General features: G+C 70.3%; 19 protein-coding genes and 1 tRNA gene. 7 read left to right on the top strand and 13 right to left on the bottom strand.

The window, feature by feature from the left end; all coding sequences use genetic code 11:
- Window positions 1-342: 342 nt before the first annotated feature.
- From QM641_RS00100 to QM641_RS00110, 3 genes are all read right to left on the bottom strand, one after another.
- Window positions 343-1,377 carry a ribose-phosphate diphosphokinase gene (locus QM641_RS00100; protein WP_415112198.1) on the bottom strand — a complete coding sequence of 345 codons (1,035 nt, stop codon included), beginning with the start codon at window positions 1,375-1,377 and terminating at the stop codon, window positions 343-345.
- A complete protein-coding gene (glmU, locus tag QM641_RS00105) occupies window positions 1,364-2,833 on the bottom strand; it encodes a bifunctional UDP-N-acetylglucosamine diphosphorylase/glucosamine-1-phosphate N-acetyltransferase GlmU (RefSeq protein WP_415112200.1) in 1,470 nt (489 codons plus the stop codon). The genes QM641_RS00100 and glmU overlap by 14 nt, the downstream gene beginning before the upstream one ends.
- 1 nt (window position 2,834) lies before the next feature.
- Window positions 2,835-2,906, bottom strand: a tRNA-Gln gene (locus QM641_RS00110).
- 96 nt (window positions 2,907-3,002) lie between these two features.
- On the opposite strand from QM641_RS00110, the gene QM641_RS00115 reads away from it, so the two are divergent.
- Entirely contained in the window at window positions 3,003-3,512 is a 510-nt protein-coding gene (locus QM641_RS00115) for a MarR family winged helix-turn-helix transcriptional regulator (protein ID WP_415112202.1), read from the top strand.
- Window position 3,513: 1 nt separating this feature from the next.
- Here QM641_RS00115 and QM641_RS00120 read toward each other — a convergent pair whose 3' ends face one another.
- Complete coding sequence (locus QM641_RS00120) at window positions 3,514-5,307, bottom strand: ABC-F family ATP-binding cassette domain-containing protein (protein ID WP_415112204.1); 1,794 nt, start codon at window positions 5,305-5,307, stop codon at window positions 3,514-3,516.
- A gap of 90 nt (window positions 5,308-5,397) precedes the next feature.
- On the opposite strand from QM641_RS00120, the gene QM641_RS00125 reads away from it, so the two are divergent.
- Entirely contained in the window at window positions 5,398-6,156 is a 759-nt protein-coding gene (locus tag QM641_RS00125; RefSeq protein WP_415112206.1) for a MerR family transcriptional regulator, read from the top strand.
- 11 nt (window positions 6,157-6,167) lie between these two features.
- Here QM641_RS00125 and QM641_RS00130 read toward each other — a convergent pair whose 3' ends face one another.
- The 5 genes from QM641_RS00130 to QM641_RS00150 form a co-directional block, all read right to left on the bottom strand.
- Window positions 6,168-6,854 (bottom strand): signal peptidase I, encoded by a 687-nt coding sequence (locus tag QM641_RS00130; RefSeq protein WP_415112208.1) that lies wholly within the window; start codon window positions 6,852-6,854, stop codon window positions 6,168-6,170.
- Complete coding sequence (locus QM641_RS00135; RefSeq protein WP_415112210.1) at window positions 6,839-7,597, bottom strand: hypothetical protein; 759 nt, start codon at window positions 7,595-7,597, stop codon at window positions 6,839-6,841. Before QM641_RS00135 ends, QM641_RS00130 begins: the two co-directional genes overlap by 16 nt.
- Before the next feature lie 4 nt (window positions 7,598-7,601).
- Window positions 7,602-8,936 (bottom strand): RICIN domain-containing protein, encoded by a 1,335-nt coding sequence (locus tag QM641_RS00140; RefSeq protein WP_415112212.1) that lies wholly within the window; start codon window positions 8,934-8,936, stop codon window positions 7,602-7,604.
- Between the two features lies 1 nt (window position 8,937).
- A complete protein-coding gene (locus tag QM641_RS00145) occupies window positions 8,938-9,510 on the bottom strand; it encodes a hypothetical protein (RefSeq protein ID WP_415112214.1) in 573 nt (190 codons plus the stop codon).
- A gap of 130 nt (window positions 9,511-9,640) precedes the next feature.
- On the bottom strand, window positions 9,641-10,249 hold the full coding sequence (locus QM641_RS00150; RefSeq protein ID WP_415112216.1) for an alternate-type signal peptide domain-containing protein: 609 nt from the start codon (window positions 10,247-10,249) through the stop codon (window positions 9,641-9,643).
- A 305-nt stretch (window positions 10,250-10,554) separates the two neighbouring features.
- Between QM641_RS00150 and QM641_RS00155 the strand changes: the two genes are divergently transcribed.
- Window positions 10,555-13,296: a LuxR C-terminal-related transcriptional regulator gene (locus QM641_RS00155; RefSeq protein WP_415112218.1), complete on the top strand. Its 2,742-nt coding sequence runs from the start codon at window positions 10,555-10,557 to the stop codon at window positions 13,294-13,296.
- A gap of 216 nt (window positions 13,297-13,512) precedes the next feature.
- Window positions 13,513-13,725 (top strand): nucleotidyltransferase family protein, encoded by a 213-nt coding sequence (locus QM641_RS00160; RefSeq protein ID WP_415112220.1) that lies wholly within the window; start codon window positions 13,513-13,515, stop codon window positions 13,723-13,725.
- A gap of 129 nt (window positions 13,726-13,854) precedes the next feature.
- Here QM641_RS00160 and QM641_RS00165 read toward each other — a convergent pair whose 3' ends face one another.
- The 3 genes from QM641_RS00165 to QM641_RS00175 form a co-directional block, all read right to left on the bottom strand.
- Window positions 13,855-14,268, bottom strand: coding sequence for a hypothetical protein (locus QM641_RS00165; protein ID WP_415112222.1), 414 nt, complete (start codon window positions 14,266-14,268; stop codon window positions 13,855-13,857).
- A gap of 237 nt (window positions 14,269-14,505) precedes the next feature.
- Window positions 14,506-14,979: a hypothetical protein gene (locus QM641_RS00170; RefSeq protein WP_415112224.1), complete on the bottom strand. Its 474-nt coding sequence runs from the start codon at window positions 14,977-14,979 to the stop codon at window positions 14,506-14,508.
- Window positions 14,980-15,077: 98 nt separating this feature from the next.
- Entirely contained in the window at window positions 15,078-15,395 is a 318-nt protein-coding gene (locus QM641_RS00175) for a hypothetical protein (RefSeq protein WP_415112226.1), read from the bottom strand.
- Window positions 15,396-15,965: 570 nt separating this feature from the next.
- Here QM641_RS00175 and QM641_RS00180 point away from each other — a divergent pair.
- Both QM641_RS00180 and QM641_RS00185 read left to right on the top strand, forming a co-directional pair.
- Complete coding sequence (locus QM641_RS00180) at window positions 15,966-16,376, top strand: hypothetical protein (protein WP_415112228.1); 411 nt, start codon at window positions 15,966-15,968, stop codon at window positions 16,374-16,376.
- On the top strand, window positions 16,373-16,525 hold the full coding sequence (locus tag QM641_RS00185) for a hypothetical protein (RefSeq protein WP_415112230.1): 153 nt from the start codon (window positions 16,373-16,375) through the stop codon (window positions 16,523-16,525). Before QM641_RS00180 ends, QM641_RS00185 begins: the two co-directional genes overlap by 4 nt.
- Window positions 16,526-16,671: 146 nt before the next feature.
- On the opposite strand, the gene QM641_RS00190 is transcribed toward QM641_RS00185, so the two are convergent.
- Window positions 16,672-17,709 (bottom strand): GTP-binding protein, encoded by a 1,038-nt coding sequence (locus QM641_RS00190; protein ID WP_415112232.1) that lies wholly within the window; start codon window positions 17,707-17,709, stop codon window positions 16,672-16,674.
- Between the two features lie 71 nt (window positions 17,710-17,780).
- On the opposite strand from QM641_RS00190, the gene ykgO reads away from it, so the two are divergent.
- Window positions 17,781-17,903 (top strand): type B 50S ribosomal protein L36, encoded by a 123-nt coding sequence (ykgO, locus tag QM641_RS00195; RefSeq protein WP_415112234.1) that lies wholly within the window; start codon window positions 17,781-17,783, stop codon window positions 17,901-17,903.
- The last annotated feature ends 129 nt before the right edge of the window (window positions 17,904-18,032 follow it).

Consider the following 18,032-nt stretch of genomic DNA (forward strand, 5'->3'; position numbering starts at 1 on the left):
CTGCCGCGCCGTACGGCGCTCCTCCACGCTAACGGCGCCGCCCGCCGCGCAGCCTGTGTCCAGCCTATGCGTTCACGGTGAGGAACTCCCGGCTAGCCCTCCCCCTCCCCCTTGCCCTCGCCACGAGTCACTGCCCTCGCCCTCGCCACGAGTCACTGCCCTCGCCCTCGCCACGAGTCACTGCCCCCGGTCGCGAGTCACTCCCCTACCGTCGAGTCACTGCCCTGCAGCGCAGTGACTCGCGCGCAAGGCAGTGACTCGCGAGAAGGTCATGCCGCACGCGGGTGCGGACGAGGGTGCGAGTGAGGGTGCGGACGAGGGGGCGGATGCCGGGGGCACGGGTTACGCGGCGCCGTCGAACATGCTCGTGACCGAGCCGTCCTCGAACACCTCGTGGATCGCCCGGGCCAGCAGCGGTGCGATCGGCAGGATCGTCAGCGCCGGGAACCGCTTCTCCGGCGGCAGCGGGATCGAGTCGGTCACCACGACCGCGTCGATCGACGGGTCCTGCAGACGCTGCGCGGCGGGGTCGCTGAAGATCGCGTGGGTCGCGGCGACGATGACGCGCTCCGCGCCGTTGTTCTTCAGCGCCTGGGCGGCCTTGACGATCGTGCCTCCGGTGTCGATCATGTCGTCGACGAGCAGGCACACGCGCCCCTCGACGTGGCCGACGATCTCGTTGACGGTCACCTGGTTGGCGACGTTCGGGTCGCGGCGCTTGTGAATGATCGCCAGGGGCGCGTCGAGGCTGTCCGACCAGGTGTCGGCGACCCGCACCCGGCCGGTGTCGGGCGAGACGACGGTGAGCTTGGCCCGGTCGTCGGCGGTGAGCGTGCGCTCGAAGTAGTCCAGCAGCACCGGCTTGGCGAACAGGTGGTCCACCGGACCGTCGAAGAAGCCCTGGATCTGCGCGGCGTGCAGATCCACGCTCATGATGCGGTCGGCCCCGGCCGTGCGCAGCAGGTCGGCCACCAGGCGGGCACTGATCGGCTCACGTCCGCGGCCCTTCTTGTCCTGACGCGAGTACGGGTAGTACGGGGCGACGACGGTGATCCGCTTCGCCGACGCGCGCTTGGCGGCATCGAGCATGATCAGGATCTCCATGAGCCACTCGTTCACCGGCGGACCGAAGGTCTGGATCAGGAACACGTCGCATCCGCGGATCGACACCTCGAAACGCGTCAGGATCTCCCCGGACGCGAACGTGCGGTGCTCCGTGGGCACGAGCTCGGTGCCCAGCTCTCGCGTCACCGCCAGCGCGAGCTCCTCGTGCGAGCGGCCCGAGGCCACCACGAGCCGCTTCTTGGTCTTCGCGACGATGCCCGGCGCGATCCCCCGCGCGACATCGAGATCAACCGTGTTCTTATTGCGCGCCATCGTCCGCTTTCTCTGCCGCCCGAGCCCTGGCCACGGCGTCTGCCGCGGCCGTTCCCGCTCTGTTCTTCTCGACCCATCCGTCGATGTTGCGCTGAGGGGCCACACTCAGAGCAAGGGCGCCGGCGGGGACGTCCTTGCGGATGACCGCGCCGGCACCGGTCTTGGCGCCGTCGCCGAGCCTGACCGGGGCCACGAACACGTTGTGCGAGCCCGTGTGCACCTCGTCGCCGATATGCGTGCGGTGCTTGGTCAGGTCGTCGTAGTTCGCGGTGATCGCTCCCGCGCCCAGGTTCACACCGCGCCCGATCGTGGTGTCGCCCACGTAGGAGAGATGCGGCACCTTGCTGCCCTCGCCGATCGTGGAGTTCTTGGTCTCCACGAACGTGCCGATCTTCCCCCCGGCGGCCAGCTGCGTGCCCGCGCGCAGGTACGAGAAGGGCCCGACCGTGGCGCCGGCGCCGATCACGGCGAGCGTGGCGTCGCTGCGGGTGACGGTCGCGCCCTCGCCCACCTCGCAGTCCACGAGGCTCGTGTCGGGGCCGATGACCGCACCGGTGGAGACGGCCGTGGCGCGCAGGATGTGCGTGTTCGGCAGCACGGTCACGTCGGGGGCGAGCGTCGCGGTGACGTCGATCCACGTCGTGGCGGGATCCTGCACGGTGACGCCGGCCAGCTGCCACCGCCGCACGGTGCGCGCGTTGAGGAGGCGCGCCGCCTCGGCAAGCTGCACCCGGTCGTTGACGCCGAGGGCGGCCGCGGCATCCGGCGCGGTCAGCGCGGCCACGGCGAGGCGCGAGGCGCGCAGCAGCCCGATCACGTCGGTGAGATAGCGCTCCCCCTGCGCGTTGGCGGTGCCGACGAGGCCCAGGTGCTCGCGCAGCGGTGCGGCGCGGAAGACGTAGACCCCCGCGTTGATCTCGGTGACGGATGCCTCGTCGCCGGTGGCGTCCTTCTGCTCCACGATGCGGGCCACGGAGCTGTCGGCGGCGCGGATGACGCGACCGTACCCGCTCGGGTCGTCCACGACCGCCGTCAACACGGTCGCCGCCGCCGCGGCGGCCCTATGAGCCGACAGGAGCGCGTCGAGCGTGTCGGCGTCGAGGAGGGGAACGTCGCCGCTGAGCACGAGCACGTCGCCGTCGAAGTCGCCGAGCGCGTCGAGGGCGACCTGGACGGCGCGACCTGTGCCGGGGATCTCGTCCTGGTCGACGACCCGGATCTCGGGCGCGATGCCGGTGACCGCCTCCGCGACGCGGTCGCGCTCGTGCCGCAGCACCACCAGCACGCTGTCGGGGTGCAGATCGCGTGCGACGTCGAGCACGTGACCGAGCAGAGGACGACCGCCGATGCGATGGAGCACCTTCGGCAGGCTCGACTTCATGCGAGTGCCTTGACCTGCGGCCAGGACGATCACGGCCAGCGCACGTGCGCCCTGTGTTGCGTTGTTCTCCGCCATGCTCCGCCGCCAGGATTCGAACCTAGACCTCACAGCTCCAAAGGCTGTCGTGCTGCCATTACACCACGGCGGAACGCCGCAGACCGCGGCGCCGTCCATTCTTCCAGTCGCGCGGGCCCGGTCACGACACCGCCGAGCGGCCGAGGCGTCACCGCCCGATAATGGACGGATGGCAGCGGAGGCGGACGAGGTCGATCGCATCGTGGACGCGTGGGGCACGCAGCGCCCCGACCTGGACTTCTCGCCCCTGGAGGTGCTCTCGCGCGTCGACCGCCTCTCGCGCCACCTCGACCGCGCGCGCCGTGCCGCCTTCCGTCGCAGCGATCTGGAGCCGTGGGAGTGGGACGTGCTGTCCGCACTGCGGCGCGCCGGCGAGCCGTATCAGCTCAGCCCCAAGCAGCTCCTCGCTCAGACGCTCGTCTCCAGCGGCACGATGACCAACCGCATCGACCGGCTCGTCGGGCGGCGGCTGGTGCGGCGCGAGGCCGATCCCGCCGACCGGCGCGGCATCCTCGTGACGCTCACCGACGACGGCAGGATCCGGGTGGATGCCGCGATCACGCGGCTCGTCGACGCCGAGGCAGCACTGCTGGGCGCTCTCGCCCGCTCCGACCGCGACCGCCTCGCCGCGCTGCTGCGAAAACTCAGCCTCGGCTTCGACGTCGGTGTGCACCTCTGACCTATTCGATCAAGTCCGAGAGCTCCAGCCAGCGCTCTTCGAGCTCGGTCGTCTCGTCCTCGACGGCGCGGAGGTCGTCTGCGAGCCTCTGCAGACCCCCGTAGTCGCCCTGGTCGTGGTCGGCCATGCGCCGGTGCAGGGTCTTCACCTCGGCGTGGAGCTTGTCGAGACGCCGTTCGATCGAGGCGACCTCCTTCTGCGCGGTGCGCCGTTCGGCACCGGAGAGCCCGGCCGCGCCGGCTCCCTCGTCGCCGGTCGTCGGGGTGATCGGACCACTCGCGCGCGATGCCGGCTGCTCGCGCCGCAGCCGCAGGTACTCGTCCACCCCGCCGGGCAGGTGCCGCAAGCGCCCGTCGAGGATGGCGTACTGCTGGTCGGTGACCCGCTCGAGGAAGTAGCGGTCGTGGGACACGACGATGAGGCATCCGGGCCACGAGTCCAGCAGATCCTCCAGTGCCGCCAGCATGTCGGCGTCAACGTCATTCGCCGGCTCATCGAGAGCGATGAGGTTAGGTTCGTCCAGCAACAGGAGCAGGAGCTGGAGCCGCCGCTTCTGCCCTCCGGACAGCTCGGCGATCCTCGTGGAGAGGTGTGGGCGGGCGAAGCCGAGACGTTCCAACAGTTGCGCCGGAGTCAGATCCTTGCCGTCGACCTGGAAGGTCGTCTGCGTGCGGGCCAGCACTTCGCGCACCCGATCACCGCCGATGTCCGCGAGCTGGGAGAACTGCTGATCCAGCAGCCCGAGCTTCACGGTCTTGCCTGTCTTGACCCGGCCCGACGTGGGCTGCACGGTTCCGGCGATCAAGCCGAGCAGGGTCGACTTGCCGCTCCCGTTCGCTCCGAGTATCCCGGTCCGCTCGCCGGGGGCGAGCCGCCACGTCACGTCACGCAGCACGTCGCGGTCGCGGTACCGCACACCCGCGCCTTCCACGTCGACCACCTGCTTGCCCAGGCGGGCGACCGCGAGACGTTGCAGCTCGATCGGATTGCGAACCGGCGGCACATCCTCGATCAGCTGGTTGGCGGCGTCGATGCGGAACTTCGGCTTGGATGTCCGTGCCGGCGCGCCACGACGCAGCCATGCCAGCTCCTTGCGCATGAGATTCTGACGCTTCGCTTCGGTAGCCGCGTCGATCCGGTCCCGCTCGACCCGTTGCAGCACGTAGGCGGCATAGCCGCCCTCGAACGGCTCCACGGTCCCGTCGTGGACCTCCCACGTCTCGGTGCAGACCTCGTCGAGGAACCAGCGGTCGTGGGTCACGACCAGCAGGCCGCCCGAGTCCTTCGCCCAGCGATTGCGCAGGTGCCCGGCCAGCCAGGCGATGCCCTCGACGTCGAGATGGTTCGTCGGCTCATCCAGCGCGACGATATCCCACTCGCCGATCAGCAGCGCGGCCAGCGCGACCCGGCGCCGCTGCCCGCCGCTCAGCTCGCCGATCCTCGCCTCCCACGGCAGATCGGCGACAAGCCCGCCGATCACATCGCGGACCCTGGCGTCACCGGCCCACTCGTGCTCCGGCCGGTCAGCGACGATTGATCCTGCGACCGTCGCAGCAGGGTCGAGATCGTCGGACTGCGACAACACCCCGAAACGCACCCCGCCTCGCCGCGTCACCCGGCCCGCCTGCGGCTCGATCAAGCCGCCGAGCATCCCCAGCAGGCTCGACTTTCCGTCTCCGTTGCGACCGACGATGCCGATGCGGTCGCCCTCCTCGATGCCGAGGGTGACGGAGTCGAAGACGACCTTGGTCGGGTACTCGAGGTGCAGGCCTTCGGCGCCGAGGAGATGTGCCATGTCCCGACCAGCGTATCCGCGCGGCGGGGCGCACACGTATCGCCGACGAGGCTTGACCTTGACGTAACGGAAACCTTTAGCGTGGGCGGCATGGAGTGGTCGATACAACAGGTCGCGCGGATCGCCGGCACCACCAGCCGCACCCTTCGTCACTACGACGACCTCGGCCTGGTGCCTCCCGCGCGGATCGGGAGCAACGGATACCGGTACTACGACGAGCACGCGCTCGTGCGGCTGCAGCGGGTGCTGCTGCTGCGCGAGCTCGGACTCGGGCTGCCGCAGATCGCAGGCGGGCTCGCGCACGAGGACGACGAGGCGTCGGCGCTGACCACCCACCTGTTGCTGCTGCGGCAGGAACAGGACAGGCTCGCGCGGCAGATCGCCGCCGTCGAGCACACCGTCACGACCCTGCAAGGAGGGGATGAGCTCATGGCAGAGACCATGTTCGACGGCTTCGACCACACCCGGTACAAGGAGGAGGTGGAGCAGCGCTGGGGAAAGGACGCCTACGCGCGATCCGATGCCTGGTGGCGCGGCATGAACGACGAGGAGCGGCGCGCCTGGATGGACCGGGTCGAGCAGCTCAACCGGGACTGGACCGCGGCGGCGGCACTGGGGGTCGCGCCCGACTCCCCCGAGGCGCAAGACCTCGCCCGCCGGCACATCGAGTGGCTGACCGGCATCCCGGGAACACCCGCTGCCGCGCCGGCCAGCGACCTCGCCGCCTACGTGCGCGGACTCGCGGAGATGTACGTCGCCGACGAGCGTTTCGCCGCCGACTACGGCGGCGTCGAGGGCGCATCGTTCGTCCGCGATGCGCTCCGGTCCTACCTCGACCGGGCGCACTGACGCGCGCGGGGTCAGCGCACGGAGCGGCGGCGCGCGGCGAAGCGGTCGCGTGCGGCCGAGACGAACATCCACGCCGCGTAGCCCAGCAGCCCGCAGACCAGCACGGTCACCACGATGGCACGCAGGTCGCCGCTGAGCACCGTGGCCACCCAGCCGATATACGGGATGGCGTACCACACGATGCCCCTGACCTGCACCGGCCGCACCGGATCGAGGTCGGGCTGCGCGTTGGCGTCGCCTTTGGTGACGAACACGGGCGTGCCGTCGGCCAGCAGCATCCGCTGCGTGACCCGGTGGGTGACGAGCGTCGGCTCGCCGCTGTGGAGCTGATACGTGAGCACGTCACCGGGCTCGATCTCGTCGATCGCGGTCGGCCGCACCACGACCATCGTGCCCGGCGGCAGCGACGGCTCCATCGACGAGGTGCGCACGGTGAGGGCGACCGAGCCGGTGAGGGCCGGGATCACGATCGCGACCACGCCGATGCCCACCAGCAGCACCAGCAGCGCCCCCATCGCCGCCGTGCCGACCGCGCGGAGCACCGCGCGCGGGCGCGAGAGTCGTGCCGCCTCGGCGCTCCCGACGACGGATGCCTCGGCCTGGGCGAGCGCCTCCCCTGAAGCCGACCCGGCTGCGGCGGCCCCTGACACCGCCGCAGCCCGATCGACCGCCGAACGCCCGGTCACCGGCTCAGCCATCGCCGCTCACCGCCCCCAGCCCCCCGACGACCTCGACGCCTCCCGCCGAGTGCGGTGAGCGCGACACCCGCCACCGTCATGCTCCCGGCCAGAAGCGTCAGCGACCACGACCGATCCGCGCCGGTCGTCGCCAGAGCGCCCGACACCGGGTCGACGGTCGGCCCGGGGAGCACCTGGCACGTGCTGCCCGGCTCTGCCTTCCCCGCCGCGACGGCCTCGACCAGCACCCCCCGCAGTCCGAAACCGACCGTGCCACGCATGCCGCGCTCCCCGTCCAGCGCGGGATCCAGCCCAGCGGTCACGTCGAGCCGGAGGCTCTGCCCCGGCCCGAGCGCGATGCCGTCGCCGAGCACCGTGCACTCCCCGTTCGCGACGGCGGTCTCCAGCGTCACGGGCGGCAGGGCCGCGCTCCCCTCCGGCATCACCCGCACCGAGAAGGCGGCAGCGAGCGCGGCGTCGTCGGCGCTCGGCCCGACGAGCTCGATGCGCAGTGCGGCCTCGACCTCCGAGCCGTTTCTCACCCAGACGTGCTCGGCGCCGCGGTCGCCGGGCACGACGATCCCCATGCCCCCGAACAGCGGCAGCGTGCTGTCAGGGGTGAAGTGCACGCCGTCGCGCGAGACGAGCAGTTCGCCCCCCGCTGCGGCGGCCGACCCCGCCGTCCCGCCCATCAGCGCGACGGTGAGCAGCGTGCCGGCCGTCGCGGCGGCGGTGCGCACCGGCATCCGTCTCGTCGTCGCCACGGGCTCAGCCGATCCCCGCGACAGCCGTGATGGTGGTGGTGCCGCTGCGGCGGAGCTGGATGCCGTCCCACAGCACGTTCGAGGAGCTGTCGACGATCCGATAGGTCGATGTCGTGTTGTTCGGCATGGTCGAGCTGTTTGCGGTGAACGTGACGCTCGACGACGAGCTCGAGATGGTGGCCGCGGCGGTGTACGTCGAGCAGGCCGTGTTGGTGCAGCGCTGCAGGGTGCCGGCCGGCATGCTCGAGCCTCCGAAGGTCAGGGTGACGCTCGTGAGCACCGCGCCGAAGGTCAGGGGCTCGCGCTCGAAGCGCAGTTGCGCGCTCGTGGCGTCGCAGTCGACCATGGTGGCCTGCGTGCCCGCTGTCGTTGCCAGGCCCAGGCACAGACCGGTCGCTGCGCTGACCAGCTGGTAGCGGGTCGCGTCGATCTGCTGCACGTACCACTGCTGGGCCGTCGTACTCGCCGCGGTCTGCATGATCGCGCTCGTCCCGCTGTAGGTGACGCGGATGCCCGGGGCGTGACGGGGCTTGATCGTGACCAGCGACTGGTCGCTTCCCGACACCGGCACGAACTCCCAGCGCTGGTTGGAGTTGCTGTGGCATCCCCACGCGATGGCGGCCGCTCCGGTTCCCCCGCTTCCGCTGACGTCGAGACAGAAGCCGGTGTTCGCGTTCGCGCGCACCGTGAACCAGCGCGACAGCGAGGAGTCGAAGAAGCCGGTGGTGAGCGGGTACATGCCGGCCGTCTGCTGCACGTGGGTGGAGCCGGTCGCGGATGCCACCCACCCGTCGGCGCTGAGTGAGACGGCGATCGCCGGGTTCGCCTGCTGCGATCCGCCGGTCGAGGTCAGTGCCTTCCAGTCCGGGATGATGGTGCGCACGCAGTAGACGATCGACGCGCCGGCGGCCAGTGTCGTGCTGATCGCAGGAGGCGCGGCCCAGGTGCCGCTGAGGGCGGAGTCCGGCGGGCTCGTCGCGCTGCACGCGGCGGCCGTCGTGGGCCAGACCCGGATCGGCAGGCCGCTCGCCCACGACTCCGGCGCCGCGATGGTCACCGCGGCCGTGCCGCCCACGCTGCCGGTGTTGGTGACCGTGAAACTGCCGGTCTCGGTCAGGTCGCTCGGCAGGTACTTGGCGCCCATGCCGGAGAAGCCGGTCTGGGCGACCGAGACGGCCTGAGTGCTGATCGACCCGGTGGCCGTGGCGCTCGCGGTGAGGTACGCCCACCCCGCGCCGCCGCCGATCGCCACGAGGAACGCGGTGACTCCCGCGACGAGCGCGACGCGATGCCGCGCGATCCACGATCGCGCGACTCCTCGGGTGGTGGGCTCGGACATGTCAGCTCGTGCTCTGGGTGCCGTTGACGGTGAGGGTGAAGCCGAGTCCCTGTCCGCTCGCGGCGATGGGCGTGTCCGCGGCGAGGGCGACCTCGAGGCAGTACCAGCGCGTCGCGCCGGCGGACAGGGACGCGCCGTCACCGAGTACCGCGGCGTAGCCGGGCAGAGCCGCCTGCGGTCCACCGAGTCCCGTGGTGCAGGCTTCGGAGCCGGCCACCTCGGTGATGCGGGCCAGGGCGTGCGAGGCGAGCAGAGGCGTGCTCGTGGCCGCGATCGCGGCATCGAGCGCCGCGGGCGCGTCGCCGGTGTTCGTCACCCGGAACGCCGTGGCGATCGGAGCCGCGGGCGAGACCGCGAACGTGCCCAGGGAGGCTGAGGCCGACCCGTTGACCTGGAGCGTGAGCGTTCCGGCGCTCAGGGTCGCCCCCGGTGCACCCGCGGTCGAGGTGAGGAACGCGTAGGTTCCTCCCGCCCCGCTGAGCCCGACCACCACGGACGCCGCCACTGCCAGGGACGCGTGCACGAGCGCACGTCGGCGCGGCCGACGTGCGGGGTGCTCGTCGCTGCGTGTCATGTGGGTTCCGTTCTCGCGCGCCGATCGCTCGTCGTCGTGCGGGCAGGCGTCGGCGCGCGGCACCGACGAAGGATGCCGACGCGCCAGGGCCGACGCGCCAGGGCGGGGCGATCGCCCCGCCCTGCGCGGGTTACGGGACGGCGATGCTGCCGTCGACCTGGGTGACCGTGAGGGCGAAGCCCGAGAGGTCGACCGCGCCGGTCTTGGCCGGGTTGTCCGCCGCGGGCGAGCCGGCCGCGCCGAAGGGCCACGTGATCGTTGCCGTGATCGTGGTCGCGTAGGCGCTGCTCGTGTTGCTCTTGTGCTCGAAGGTGTCGCCCCCGGTTCCGACCGGAGTGGCGCCGGCGACCGCGAACACGGCGGACTCCGTGAGGCGACCGGCCAGGGCCGTGTCTTCCGCATCGCCGCCGGCGGCCGCGACAGCTCCGCCAGCGAGCCCCACCTGGAAGCGCAGGTTCTGCCCCTGCGCGGTGATCGAGGCCGGCATCGTGTAGGTGAGCACGTCGCCCGGCACCAATCGCACGGCGCTGATGTCGGCGACCGCGGTAGCCGCCCCGCTGGTGTGGGCGATCGTCCAGGTCGGCGTACCGTCGGCCACGACGGTGAGCGTGCCTGCTGTGATGGTGCTCGACTCGCCGAGATCCGCGCTGTCGTTCCAATAGGCGAGGGTGCCCGCACCGCCCAGCAGCAGCACGATGGCCGCGCCCGTGGCGATGACCCCCTTGGTGGTCTTTTTCATGGATGTTTCTTTCTGTGGGAGTGCGAGAAGGTCGGCGAGCATTGCGACTGCACGCGACGGCTTATGACACCGCTGCGCGCGCAGTCCCCAGCGCACCTGCTCCTCTCCACACCCCGCCGCCGAATCGGTGGCAGGGCGCAGAGCCCCAGAAGCGATCGAGAGGCGACGAGCAAGCCCGCCTCGCCTCGGACGCGATATTGAAGATATGATCGGCCGGACGGCTCAGGTGTGCTTTCGCCTGAACCTTCCCCCAGATGTTCTCCCTCCCCAGCTGAACGATGGACCGCCCCAGGAGAAATTCGTCCATGGTCAGATCGCACGATTCCGGCCTCCCCACCGGAGAGCACCTCGATGCCCGCCGTCGTGGCGCCGGCATCCCGGTGGCCTCGCGCCTGCTCGAGCGCCTCGTCGCGGACGAGGACGGGTTCACGAAGGCTCCGCCGCTCACGGTGCTGTGCGCGCCGACCGGTTACGGAAAGACGGCGACCGTGGCCGCCTGGCTGGGCGACGGGACCGACACGCGCCGCCGGGTGCGCTGGGCGCGCGCGGGGGCGTCGGAACCGGATGCCCTGTGGCGGTCGGTCGCGCAGGCGCTGGCGCCGCTGTCGGCGACCACGGTGGCGCCCGAAGAGGATGCCGTGCGCACAGCGATCCGGATCGCCTCGGGCATCTCGGCTCCGGCCTACCTGGTGATCGACGACTACCAGCGTGCGACCAGCACCGACGACGATGCCGCCGTCGCCGAGCTGTCCACGGCCTCGCCGCACCTGCGGGTCGTCGTCCTCGCCCGGCGGGTGACGCTGCTGGACAGACCTCTGATCCGCACCAAGACCCGCCTCCTGCGCATAGGCTCGGCCGACCTCGCGCTCACCCCCGACGAGTCGAAGCACCTCGCCGTGTCGCTTGGCGTGCCATCCAGCGACCGCCTCGGCGTCGCGCTGGAGGAGGCCGACGGCTGGCCGCTCGCGATCGCCGCCGCGCTCGACCTCGGCTCCGACGAGCTGTACCTCGACACGCCTCAGGGTCGCTCCTGGGCCGGCTCCCCGCAGGCTGCCGCCTTCGATCCTCCCGCCAACCTCGCCGCCTTCGCACTGGACTGGATCGAGCTCCTCGGCGCGGACGCGCGTCGCGTGCTGCTGGCGGCATCCCAGCTCAAGGCGATCGGCCTCGCCCAGATCGCGCGGATGCTCGACGTCGACGCCGACGCCGCGCTCACGACCGCGCGGCAGCTCGTCGAGACGGGCCTGCTGGTCGAGCTGCCGGGCTCGCCCAGGGCCGAGTTCAGCTGCCACCGTTCGGTGCGCACGCCGCTGCACGAGTTCGCCGCGCACACGATGGATGCCGCCGAGCGCGCGCGGATCTACCACGACCGGGCCGCGGAGCTGGAACGCACCGACCCCTTCTCCGCGTTCCGGCTGTACTGCGCCGCCGGTCGATACGATGCCGCCGAAAGCCTGGTCGGCCGGGAGTTCGCGGCGATCGTCGCCGAACCGGATGCGCGCAACCAGCTGCTGCGCGCAGTGCCCGAGGATGCGCTCCTTGCCTACCCGACGATCACCTTCGCCCTGATCTTCCTCGAGCTGCCACAGGTCGATGTGTCCGCGGAGCGCATCCTGCACCTGGTCCGGATCTGGGCGCGGGCCCTGGACGCCCAGCTGCCGCAGGGCATCGCGACCCCACCCGGTCCCCTGCACTTTCCGCTCCTGTGTCAGGCGATGGTGGTCGCGCGGCTGCTGGAGGGCCCGGATGCCTCGCAGGAGATCCTTCGGCACATCGAGGGCCTGCTCACCGCGAGCCAGGTCGACGACGACCCGACAGCCGCGCCGGAGCATGCGCCCGTGGCGGGCACGCCCGTCTTCAGCGGGTTCCTCCCGGCCTACTTCCACTTCGCGGCCACCACCGCGATCATGGTCGGCGACCTGGACTGCGCGCGGCGCAATCTGCATCGGCTGAAGCGCCGCTCCGAGCGCATGATCGCCGGCGCGACCGCCCGCCTCGCGGCGGGAGCGAACGGCTCGGGTCCGGATGCCGGCTACCGATGGCTGCTCGTCGCATTCGGCGGACTCGCGTTCACCGAGCTGCTCGAAGGCGATATGCGCGGCTGCGCGGCCGCGCTGGCAGCGATGGACGAGCTCGTCGAGCGCACCGGAGCGACTGCTCCGAGCATCTCCTGGGCGGGCGCAGAGGTCGCCCGGGCGCACCTGTCGTACGAGCTGGCCGACAATGCCCTGCTCCAGCGTGCGTACGCCAGACTCGGTCCCCTGGGCGCCCACCTCGAGTACTGGCCGCTGTTCATCGTCGCCCAGGCCGCGTCGAAGCGGCGCGAGCGCTCCACCAGTTCCGCGCTCGCACAGCTGCGGGCTGGCATCGCCGAGATTCCCACCGTGCCACGCTCGAGCAGCAGCTGGTCGGAGTACCTCCTCGGCTACGAGCTCATGCTCTGCACCGCGCTGGGCGATCTGTCCGCCTCCGCCGAACTGCTGGCATCCGCACCCACCGACAGCGCGCGCATGAAGCTCGAGCGGGCGCGCTTGGCGCTCTTCTCCGGCGATGACGTCGAGGCGCTGCTCGCCGCCCAGCGCGTCGGCCTTCCCGGCACGACGATCCGCAAGCGCGTCGATCGATTCCTCATCGGCGCGGTCGCCGCGTGGAACTGCGGACGAGGCGACGACGCGTTCGCCATGCTGCACGAGGCGTCGGAGCTGCTCGAGCGCCACCTGCTTCCTTCGGCGCTGCAGAACCTGCCCTATCGGCAACTGCGCGAGCTCGCCCTCGCGGCGCGGGATGCCGGTGTCTGCGACCTCGTCGGCATGGTCGACGACGTGCCGGAGCCGGCCCGCGCCACGCGCTACGAGCGCCTCACCGAGATGGAGCTGCGCACTCTGCAGGCCATCGCGCGGCACCGCAGCGCGAACAAGGCCGCCGCGGAGCTGTTCGTCACGGCGGGGACCGTGAAGAAGCACCTCGCCTCGGTCTACCGCAAGCTCGGGGTGAACGGCCGCGACGAGGCGATCCTGATGGCCGGTCGCATGGGCATCTTGGACTAGGGTCGCCCCGCGACCGCGCGGTCGAGCACTCTGGCCCGATGCGTTGCGCATAATTCAGGCAGAACGTCGATGCCGCCGGGCACCAGCCGCACAATCACGCGGAAGTACCGCCCTCGCTCACACAGATTGCCTGAGTTGTGCGCACCGCGCACCGGCTTTCACGCGCACCGGCAGGGCTTACGCCCTCGCCGGAAGCCGCCCCGGTAGTGTGCACGCATGATCGGCGTCAGCGGCCTGGACCGGGAGGCTATTGCGCGCGCATGCGAACGGAACCGCGTCGCGCGACTGCGCGCCTTCGGATCCGTCGTGACGGATCGGTTCGTTCCCGCCACCAGCGACCTCGACTTTCTCGTCGACTTCCGGGCTCACGCACCGAAGGGCGTTGCGCCATTCCTCAACCTCAAGGACGAACTGGAGCGACTCGCCTGACGCGAGGTCGATCACCAGCTTCCTGGATGGCGTGACGGTCACAGGGTACGTGGATGCGCAACTGGTCGCAGCCGGTGAACCTTGACCAGTGCCGATCGTCGACATCTCTGACCGGCCGCTCGCCGGGCCTTACCTCGACGCCTCCGCGACGTAGGCACGAATGCGCGCCAAGAACCGGCGGCGCGCTGCACCGCCGAAGAACAGCGAATCGATGCCCCGCGGACGAAGGCGGCCCCACGCGTCACGTCCGGACGCACCCCACGCGCCGACGAGTTCCTCCGTCTCCGCCACCGGATCGCCCACGCCCGCACGCCATCGTCGTTCTGCAAGCCGAAGCACGACGCGCAACCAGAGATCAGCGGCCGTCTCGTCGGCGAGAAGCACCTCGTCGTCGAGCCGACCGACGGCCTCCTCGGAGCCGATCCCGACGATCTCGCCGATCGGCGCGCTCCCCCGCCGTTCTCGCTCCTGCGCGATTCGGCCGAGCTGACAATCGTCGAGCAGGCCTATGCGACGGCCGAACTGCAGGTCCTCGATGCGCACACGGTCAAGATCCAGTACGAGCAACGGGTCGTATGCCACGCCCTCGACAGCACCGAGCGACGCCCGAATCGACTCGAACTCCACTGCCGTGCCCGTCACCCCACACGAGCGGGTCGCGGCCCGCATGCGACCTGTCGAGTGTTCATCGCATAGCCCCGCGCGAACTCGTCAACGAGCTCCGTCCGGCGGTCGCCCACCGAAAACCGCGCAATGAGCTCAGGACTCACGTCCTCCTCCCTACAGCCCAGAGTTGAAGATGCTGCCACTACGAGGAGCACCAGTGTGCTCCCTGAGTTCGCGTACGAGCCGTAAGACACGGTTCCGACGGCCAACCGTAGTTGGAAACGACAGCGGTAGCCATCTGTCCTTGATCTCTACTTCTATGATCCTCACGGAACCGACGAACGGAATGAATCGCGTCCCGACCCCGAGAAGCCCGGAGTACACCGCCGAAAGATCAATTCTGACGATATCGCACGACCTGACGCGACGGCGACGGAACCACGACTTCACCACGAATCCGTCTTCGGTCAACCACACCCCCAGCCACCATGATCGAACGATCACAAACAATGGCATCAGAAGGAAGAGCCAGGCTTCATGGTCCGCGCTGCCATACGAAACACCAACCAGCCCGCCCAGGATCATGACACCGCCCCACACCGCTGCGGTCACGCGAATGCCTATGCCCGAGCCCGGTACATAGCGCATGAACGGCTTCCTGTCGGAACGTAGCGAGCGACGACTTGCCGTAGATCGCACCGAGCCGCGTGACCCTCCCCCGGCCGTCGCTTCTGTCTCACCCGGCATCACGGCACCCAATCCGGTGGCATCTCCTGCGGCACCCAGGTATTGAGCAACTCCTCAATCCGGTTGCTGCTCCGCCGGCCCATCATCGTCGCGGAGAGGTCGATGCTCCTTCCCCCGAGGCGATACACTTCGATCACCCGGAGCCCCATGTTGTGCCACGAATCAGTCCCGTTAAAAGCAGTGCACATACCTGCGTACCCAGCATCGCTGAAGCCGAGGACATCTTCGTACCGTGCGGTATAAGTTCGCAGGTACGACCGGACGATCAGCTCGTCTTGTGTGGCGTATGCCTTGATGCGCCACGACAGAAGGAACATGAGCAGGGGGGCACCGACACCACTTGGCGCATCTGGTCGCCGCACCCCGTCGCAGCGACCAGATGCGCCCACCTGAGGAACTAGTCCCCTCGCGCAGTTGGCGCGTACGGTCGCCGCAACCGGCATTCACGACCAATCGCGTCAGGTAGACGAGGGCCACAGCCACACCTGGCGCGTTCTGTCGCTGAATCCCTGTTCCGCGACCAGATGCGCCCGCCTGAGGGAGCGCCACGTACGCAGTTGGCGCAACTGGTCGCCGCGCCTCCGATCCATGACCAAACGCGCCCAGCGAAAGTCGTTCCGCGGCGCAGCACTCGCGTGATTCACCCGCACAACACCACCAACATCCAAACCGGCGCCCACGTCTCGATCGACAATGCAGCGCGCCCGTCGCGAACACGAGCCCCGCGAACAGATAGCCAAGGATGGCACACAGATGTACCCAAGGGAAGGCATAGCCTCATCACGATGTGATACCACAGAGCGAATCCTCGGTCGCGGGCCGCTCTGGCGTGCGAGGTCGGCGAGCGCCAGGCGGGCGCGATACCCTGGAGGCGAGAGGCGGTGACGATGCCCCAGACAGCGGTGCGCGAGACCGTGCGGAGCGAGAGCCCGACCACGCCCCCGGCCGACCGCCTCATGCGTCGGCTCCTGCGCGTTCAGGCGACCGACCGCCGCGCCGCGAGCAGCGCGCACCGCGCGTTCCGGGTCTCGATCGTGGTCTCGGCGGTCCGGTGCCTCATCACGTACCTCGCGGTGCCGATCCTCATCCCGTTCACCGCGATCGCCGGCCTGGTCGCGACGCCGCTGAGCATCGCGCTGTGCTGCTTCGCGTTCGTAAACGGCGTGATCGGGGTGCGCCGGTTCTGGATCGCCGATCACCGGCACCGCTGGATGTACACCTGGTTCATGGCGGTCGTGTTCGCCGTGCTGACGGTGGCGCTCGTCATGGACATCAGCAGATTGGTCACCGGAGCATGAGCGAGACAGCGCAGGAGCGCGCGGTCGTCGACGCCGCGACGCAGGACGACGACGAGGGCTCGGCCACGGGCGTATGGGCGACCGTCGGCCTCTTCGTGGCCTTCGTGGTGCTGGGCTCCAGCTGCATTGCCCTCCAGCTGTTCTCCTGAGTCGCGAGCCGGGCCTCTGCCCGATCCGCGTCGATGCGGCCGGCCCGGCAACGGGCGGCGGCGGCCTCGTCGCGTGAAGGGGGCGCGACGCTCGTTCGGCGCACCCCCTTCATCGTGTCGCGCGCCCGCCGCACGCCGCCGACGGGCTATTCCGCCCGGTCGGCCACGGTCGGCCACACGGGGAACGGGTCGGCGAACGCCGCCCACGCCGCGGGGCCATCGGCAAGCTCCGCGTCGTCGAGTGCCGCCTCATCGAGCGCGGCGGTCAGGGCCGCACGGTTGAGGTCGACACCGATGATCGCGAGCTCCTGCCCGAGCGCGAGCAGGTCTTCATCCTCGGCGAGATCGTCGTCGCGAGCGACCGGATGGAACGAGATCATTCGGCCGACGTGCTCCCACTGCGCCACGACGTGAGACCGCGTCGCGAAGCGGCAGAAGCCGCCGGACCGGATCACCGTGCCGAACTCGCCCGGCTCGATGCGGTCATCGAGCAGGCGCTTGAGGCGGCCGGGGTGCAGCGGACGGACGTTGTCGTATCTCAGCGCGCTGACGTGCGGGTCGGTCATGCACGGATCGAGGTCGCCGTTGAGCACTGCGACCCAGCCCGGCCGCTCCTGCGCCGCCCCGTACGGCTCGTCCTCTGAACCAGCCTCGAAGACCTCGCGGTGCAGGCGCAGCCGGGCGCGGGGGCTCAGGTGACTGACCAGCGCCATGATCGTCGACAGGTCTTCGGTGGGCAGGGCGTCCCCGTTCACGAGCACAATGTCCGACGCGTACTCGATCTGGGTCACGGTGAGCGCCGCGCGGGCGATGTACTGCCGTGCATCGGCGTGCCGCCAGGGCGGGGCCGCTCGGTAGGCGTAGCTCTCGCGGTCCAGGTCGTCGCGCAGGTGCGCGGCATCGGCGACGCAGACCAGACGGATCAGCCGGGTGGCGGCATCCGGCGCGGCGAGCGTGCCGATCAGCTCGGTCGGCTCGGTCTCGGCGGGGAACTCGATGACCGCCCCGCCCGAGGTGTCGGCCCACGCGGCGAGCGCCGCCGCCTCGTCGATCGGGTCCGGCGAGACCGCCAGCTGGTGCGCGGAGACGAACATGCGCCGCGTCTGCTGTGCGAGCCGCCGCGCATAGCGCGCTCGTTCCGGCGCACAGCTGCCCACCACCGCCACCACATCGACCTGCTCCACGCGCGCTCCTCTCGTCCGGCGTGCTCCGCCGCTATCCTTTGATGATAACCCTTCTCAATAGAGAGGCAGACATGAAGGTCCGCGCATCGATCAAGTCGTTGAAGAACCAGCCGGGCGCCCAGGTCGTGCGCCGGCGCGGCAAGGTCTACGTCATCAACAAGCTCAACCCACGGTTCAAGGGGCGCCAGGGCTGAGGCGCCGGTTCGCGCCCGTCCGGCCTGGTTGCCATAGGGCTCGCCGCGCAGGCTGCGCATAACTCAGGCAGAACGCCGCCGGCGCGGGGCGAAGCCGACGCGGCGCCACGAATTGCCTGAGTTATGAAC

The sequence above is a fragment of the Microbacterium sp. genome (assembly GCF_047605725.1).
Lineage (GTDB): Bacteria > Actinomycetota > Actinomycetes > Actinomycetales > Microbacteriaceae > Microbacterium.

Excerpts from the sequence above, each read along its gene's own strand:
- QM641_RS00150 (WP_415112216.1), bottom strand. The coding sequence starts at position 10,249 with ATGAAAAAGACCACCAAGGGGGTCATCGCCACGGGCGCGGCCATCGTG.
- QM641_RS00100 (WP_415112198.1), bottom strand. The coding sequence starts at position 1,377 with ATGGCGCGCAATAAGAACACGGTTGATCTCGATGTCGCGCGGGGGATC.
- QM641_RS00155 (WP_415112218.1), top strand. The coding sequence starts at position 10,555 with ATGGTCAGATCGCACGATTCCGGCCTCCCCACCGGAGAGCACCTCGAT.
- QM641_RS00175 (WP_415112226.1), bottom strand. The coding sequence starts at position 15,395 with ATGTTCCTTCTGTCGTGGCGCATCAAGGCATACGCCACACAAGACGAG.
- QM641_RS00125 (WP_415112206.1), top strand. The coding sequence starts at position 5,398 with ATGGAGTGGTCGATACAACAGGTCGCGCGGATCGCCGGCACCACCAGC.
- QM641_RS00140 (WP_415112212.1), bottom strand. The coding sequence starts at position 8,936 with ATGTCCGAGCCCACCACCCGAGGAGTCGCGCGATCGTGGATCGCGCGG.
- QM641_RS00170 (WP_415112224.1), bottom strand. The coding sequence starts at position 14,979 with ATGCGCTATGTACCGGGCTCGGGCATAGGCATTCGCGTGACCGCAGCG.
- QM641_RS00180 (WP_415112228.1), top strand. The coding sequence starts at position 15,966 with ATGCCCCAGACAGCGGTGCGCGAGACCGTGCGGAGCGAGAGCCCGACC.
- QM641_RS00115 (WP_415112202.1), top strand. The coding sequence starts at position 3,003 with ATGGCAGCGGAGGCGGACGAGGTCGATCGCATCGTGGACGCGTGGGGC.
- QM641_RS00160 (WP_415112220.1), top strand. The coding sequence starts at position 13,513 with ATGATCGGCGTCAGCGGCCTGGACCGGGAGGCTATTGCGCGCGCATGC.
- QM641_RS00185 (WP_415112230.1), top strand. The coding sequence starts at position 16,373 with ATGAGCGAGACAGCGCAGGAGCGCGCGGTCGTCGACGCCGCGACGCAG.
- QM641_RS00120 (WP_415112204.1), bottom strand. The coding sequence starts at position 5,307 with ATGGCACATCTCCTCGGCGCCGAAGGCCTGCACCTCGAGTACCCGACC.
- glmU (WP_415112200.1), bottom strand. The coding sequence starts at position 2,833 with ATGGCGGAGAACAACGCAACACAGGGCGCACGTGCGCTGGCCGTGATC.
- ykgO (WP_415112234.1), top strand. The coding sequence starts at position 17,781 with ATGAAGGTCCGCGCATCGATCAAGTCGTTGAAGAACCAGCCGGGCGCC.
- QM641_RS00130 (WP_415112208.1), bottom strand. The coding sequence starts at position 6,854 with ATGGCTGAGCCGGTGACCGGGCGTTCGGCGGTCGATCGGGCTGCGGCG.
- QM641_RS00145 (WP_415112214.1), bottom strand. The coding sequence starts at position 9,510 with ATGACACGCAGCGACGAGCACCCCGCACGTCGGCCGCGCCGACGTGCG.